The organism is Bradyrhizobium genomosp. III (assembly GCF_000261705.1).
GTDB lineage: Bacteria > Pseudomonadota > Alphaproteobacteria > Rhizobiales > Xanthobacteraceae > Bradyrhizobium > Bradyrhizobium ottawaense.
Window position 1 is genome coordinate 1 of the sequence record NZ_AJQF01000231.1, and the last position, 3,533, is coordinate 3,533.

Here is a 3,533-nt window from a genome sequence, read left to right on the forward strand (position 1 = left end):
TTCGAAGCGGCCTTGAGGGCCGGATGCTTCTCGAGCTCGGGCTCGATCCTGGCACGGTCCCCGACCAGCAGGAACTCGGTCTCGCGATGCCTCTGAAGCGAGATGGCGGCGCCGGGAATGACCACGGCGGCGCCGGCGTCGCCCCCCATGGCGTCCAGCGCGATGCGAACCTTGCTTGGCATAAAAGTCCTGGAAACCTGGTCTGGTGCGGTCTTGGATCAGCGGGACCGCAAAATGAGTTCGCCACGGACATGGCGGCCGGCCAAGCGCCACGCCGCACCCGGGCCGGGGCGCGACAATAGCGTTTTGTTACCCCGAAACAACCTCTTGCCCCCAGGCTTTTGCATCCGGGGCGATCCGGCCGCGAACCGCGAAATTTGCAAGAAACACACTGAAATCAGTCAGATAAAGAGCGCTTTGAAACCATCCCGGCAAATGCCTGACGCACCCCCGCAAGACGATCCCGCGGGGAAATGCCCGGCTATCGGCCCTTCTTGTTGTCCGTGAGCGCCTTCAGGGCTGCGAATGGATGGTCCTCCGGGTCGGGGGCGGTGACCTCCGCCTCGAACACGACCCCCTCCTTGCGCGGATAGGGATCGATCGCCAGGAACAGGGCGTCGGTGGCGAGCCGGCCGAGGTCGATGATGCCACCCACGATCGCCTCGGGCGGGTCGGCGACCTCAGACGGTGCCTCCTCGTCCTGCCCCTCCGCGATCAGGTCGGCGAGACGCCGCGCCTCGGCCTCGGGGGCGAACATCAGGTCCACCTCCTCCTCGATCTCGCTTTCGATCGGATCGAGCGTGACCACGCAGGTCTGGCCGATTCGGGCCCGGACGCTGCCGGTCACCTGGATCCGGCCGCCGCTCCTGGGCACCACGTCGAACTCGGCCTCGGCCGACAGGACTTCGCGGAGGCCCGCAAGCCCGGCCATCGCCTGCCGCTCGGCGGCCGAGGCCTCGAGCTTGCGGTGCAGGCCGGTGTCGGGGATTTGCGCAACGATGATCGGGACCCGCCAGGGATCTGGCTCGGTATTTGGTCGGCTCATGGCTTGTCGCCCTCGGGAAGCGCTGGAGGAAACCTGAAGGAGGCGCGCAGCAGCGCGGCCTCGTCGGCCCGGCCGAGATCGGCCTCGGTGACCCGCGCATAGGCCGCAAGCCGCCTCGCCTGGTCCAGGTCGGTCCCGTTCAAGATATTCTTGCGGATCGCCTCTGCCAGGGCCTCGCCGGCCTCGATGGCCTGGTCATAGGCCTGGACGCGGCCGTAAAACGCCTCGCCGAAGGCCCGCATCCGCTTCGGCACGGTCTGGTCGCCCACCCCCATCTCGCGCAGATTGTCGTCCATGTCCTCGCAGAAGCGATCGAACAGCGCCTGCGACAGCTCGGTGGCGCCCTGAACCGTGCGCAGGCGCCGCAGCAGCAGCCACAGATGCAGCAGCAACAGGTCGAAACGCCCGTTAACCGTATCGGGCACGCCCAAGTCGCGGTAAAATATGGGTTCTCGCGCCTGCGTCACGATCATGCCATAGATGGCTTCAATGGTGCCCGACGGGGTTAGCCGGGGTTTCCTGAAGTGATTGAACGGCCAAAGCATTGTGATTTCCGCAAGCGGGCGCGCGCGAGTTGCATTCAGACGCCCAGCCCGGTACTTCAGCGCCTCGCGCGACGCAAGGGGACGGAATCAGTTCCGCTATGACGACAACGAACCAGATCAGCCTGCACGCGGACAAGCGGCGCGGCCTTCATGCTCGCTGGCGCGGCTTGCGCATGCTCGCCGCCGTCGCCCTGGTCGGCGCCGCGCTCACGGGCTGCACCGGCGAGCAATTCCAGAAGGGTTACATCCTGCCGCCCGGCGCGCTGGAGCAGATTCCGATCGGCGCGAGCCAGGACCAGGTGCTGATCGTGATGGGCACGCCCTCCACGGTCGCGACCCTCGACGGCGAGGTGTTCTACTACATCTCGCAGCGCTCGGAGCGCATGGTCGCCTTCATGAACCAGAAGGTGGTCGATCAGCGCGTCATCGCGATCTATTTCGACAAGAACCGGCGCGTGCGGCGTCTCGCGAATTACGGTCTGCAGGACGGCAAGATCTTCGACTTCATCAGCCGCACCACGCCGACGTCGGGCCAGGAGATGAGCTACCTCACGCCGCTGTTCAAGCTGCTCAGCTTCAACTGAGTCCCCGAAGCGTTTTCGGGTGAAGCCGGGGACCGGCTCGCATCAGGAAAACGCTTCAAGACAAGCACCCAGAACGCCTTCCAATTCCGCCGGAAGGTATATGGCCCTCGCCTGCGGCGTCGTGCCGCCGTCCACGCGGCACTGACCGCCGCGCGCGACTTGCCGTCGCACCTGCGGTTTCCTACCCTCCCTGCAAAGAAAGCAGGGAGTGGATTCGTGCCTAAGACTTTGTCCCGACGTCGCGTGCTCACCGGAATGGCCGGCCTTTCGGCCGCAGCGATCCTGCCGCGATCGAGCCTTGCGGACTGGAAGCCGACCGAAAACGTCCGCCTCGTCGTGCCGGCTGCGGCCGGCGGCTCGACCGACGTGTTGGGCCGGCTCCTGGCCGCGCATCTGCAAACCGCCTGGGGCCAGTCCGCTGTCGTGGAAAACCGCTCGGGCGGCGGCGGCACGATCGGCACCGCCGAGGTGGTTCGTGCCAAGCCCGACGGCCACACCATCCTGGTCGGCAATCCCGGTCCGAACGCGATCGCCTACAGCATCTTCAAGAATCTGACCTACAAGCCGGACCAGCTCCAGCCGGTCTCCAACATGATCCGGATCCCGAACATCGTGTCGGCGCATCCGAAGACCGGCATCAAGTCGGTCGCCGAGCTGATCGCCTATCTCAAGGCCAATCCGGACAAGCTCAGCTACGCCTCCTCCGGCGTCGGCCAGAGCCCTCACCTCACCGGCGCCTGGTTCCTCCAGCTCACCGGCCTCAAGATGACGCACATCCCGTTCCGCGGTGCGGGCCCCGCGCTTCAAGCCGCACTGGCGGGCGACATCCAGATCCTGTTCGACAATCTCTATCCGAGCCTGCCGCAGGTGCAGAACGGCACGCTCAACGGCCTCTGCGTCACCACCACCGAGCGCAGCGACCTTGCGAAGGACCTGCCGACCATGCGCGAGAGCGCACCGGAGCTGGCGAATTTCGACGTCTCGTCATGGTTCTCGGTCTTCCTGCCGAAGGGCGTCTCGCCCGAGGTGCTGAGCGCGCTCAATCTCCAGGTCAAGGCGATGCTGGAGCGCGACGACATCAAGAAGCAGATCGCCGCCATGGGCGCGCGCGCCGATTACGGCACGCCCGAGCAGTTCGCCGCCTTCGTGGATGCCGAGACGAAGAAGTTCGCCGGCATCATCCAGAAGGAAGGACTGCAGATGGACGTGCAGTGACGCACGGCCGCGATCTGTAGGGCGGATTAGCGAAAGCGTAATCCGCCTTCGATGCAGTTTGGGCGGCGGCGGATTACGCTTCGCTAATCCGCCCTACGCACTGTCACGACAATCGGGATAGGGGGAAGCCTCGCGGCTCCGCCC

The 3,533-nt window shown here is 65.8% G+C and carries 4 protein-coding genes and 1 pseudogene; 2 read left to right on the forward strand and 3 right to left on the reverse strand.

The window, feature by feature from the left end:
• The 3 genes and pseudogenes from IC66_RS42600 to IC66_RS0120120 all read right to left on the reverse strand — a co-directional run.
• Positions 1–182, reverse strand: a pseudogene (locus IC66_RS42600) (phosphate acyltransferase PlsX); the annotation flags it as partial.
• Between the two features lie 299 nt (positions 183–481).
• Complete coding sequence (locus IC66_RS0120115) at positions 482–1,045, reverse strand: YceD family protein (protein ID WP_038948791.1); 564 nt, start codon at positions 1,043–1,045, stop codon at positions 482–484.
• Positions 1,042–1,590 carry a ubiquinol-cytochrome C chaperone family protein gene (locus IC66_RS0120120; protein WP_038948792.1) on the reverse strand — a complete coding sequence of 183 codons (549 nt, stop codon included), beginning with the start codon at positions 1,588–1,590 and terminating at the stop codon, positions 1,042–1,044. Before IC66_RS0120120 ends, IC66_RS0120115 begins: the two co-directional genes overlap by 4 nt.
• Positions 1,591–1,688: 98 nt before the next feature.
• On the opposite strand from IC66_RS0120120, the gene IC66_RS0120125 reads away from it, so the two are divergent.
• Complete coding sequence (locus IC66_RS0120125) at positions 1,689–2,174, forward strand: outer membrane protein assembly factor BamE (RefSeq protein WP_038948793.1); 486 nt, start codon at positions 1,689–1,691, stop codon at positions 2,172–2,174.
• A gap of 216 nt (positions 2,175–2,390) precedes the next feature.
• A complete protein-coding gene (locus tag IC66_RS0120130; RefSeq protein WP_028141387.1) occupies positions 2,391–3,389 on the forward strand; it encodes a Bug family tripartite tricarboxylate transporter substrate binding protein in 999 nt (332 codons plus the stop codon).
• Positions 3,390–3,533: the final 144 nt, after the last annotated feature.

Bases quoted from the DNA above. Each gene is read 5' to 3' on its own strand.
- IC66_RS0120120 (WP_038948792.1), bottom strand. From the start codon at position 1,590: ATGCTTTGGCCGTTCAATCACTTCAGGAAACCCCGGCTAACCCCGTCG.
- IC66_RS0120115 (WP_038948791.1), bottom strand. From the start codon at position 1,045: ATGAGCCGACCAAATACCGAGCCAGATCCCTGGCGGGTCCCGATCATC.
- IC66_RS0120125 (WP_038948793.1), top strand. From the start codon at position 1,689: ATGACGACAACGAACCAGATCAGCCTGCACGCGGACAAGCGGCGCGGC.